This window comes from Rhizobium sp. BR 315 (genome assembly GCF_050577975.1).
Classification (GTDB): domain Bacteria; phylum Pseudomonadota; class Alphaproteobacteria; order Rhizobiales; family Rhizobiaceae; genus Rhizobium; species Rhizobium miluonense.
Genome location: NZ_JARWKZ010000196.1, coordinates 1 through 523, shown reverse-complemented (window position 1 = coordinate 523; position 523 = coordinate 1). Strand labels below are relative to the sequence as shown.

Genomic DNA, 523 nt, shown 5'->3' with positions numbered 1-523 from the left:
TCACTGACCACCAAGTTGGTGGTTTTTTTATGGTGAAAACCTGGCAGCGTTCCTGTATAAATTAGATATAGATATTTGATCCTTCATTTAAGCTAAATAGGAGTTTACTAAATAAAAGGGTGCTCTTTTATTATGTCGCTAAAGTGGCAGCATTCCTGTAATAAAGGAAAATAACCACTCTTATGTCACAATCAGGGCGGGATAGTTTAAGTGTAATTGTTCACAAAATTTAATATGGCTTTATGTCTAACTTGTTGAAAAAATATCTATGTTTAATGGAAAATCAGAAGTATATCAAGGTAGCTTGCTCTTTACATTTATTGTAAGTGTATTTGATGGCTTAAAAGCTACAGGTATGCAGGTGGATTCACTAAGTAATATATTCACTCGGTTCTTACCTTTGTACGATATTGGGTTATGTTGGTTGTTTCCAGCTATCATAGGAGGAATATGTGATTATATTTTTGGACTAATTAGGGAAGCACGACTCGGAATGCTCAAAATGCAGAAAGCTATTTTAATC

At 33.8% G+C, this 523-nt stretch carries 1 protein-coding gene; it reads left to right on the top strand.

Going from position 1 to position 523, the window contains the following annotated elements; genetic code table 11:
* Positions 1 to 268 precede the first annotated feature (268 nt).
* Positions 269 to 523, top strand: a 255-nt coding sequence (locus tag QD409_RS35735; RefSeq protein WP_430765084.1) for a branched-chain amino acid transport system II carrier protein, incomplete at its 3' end; no start/stop codon positions are given.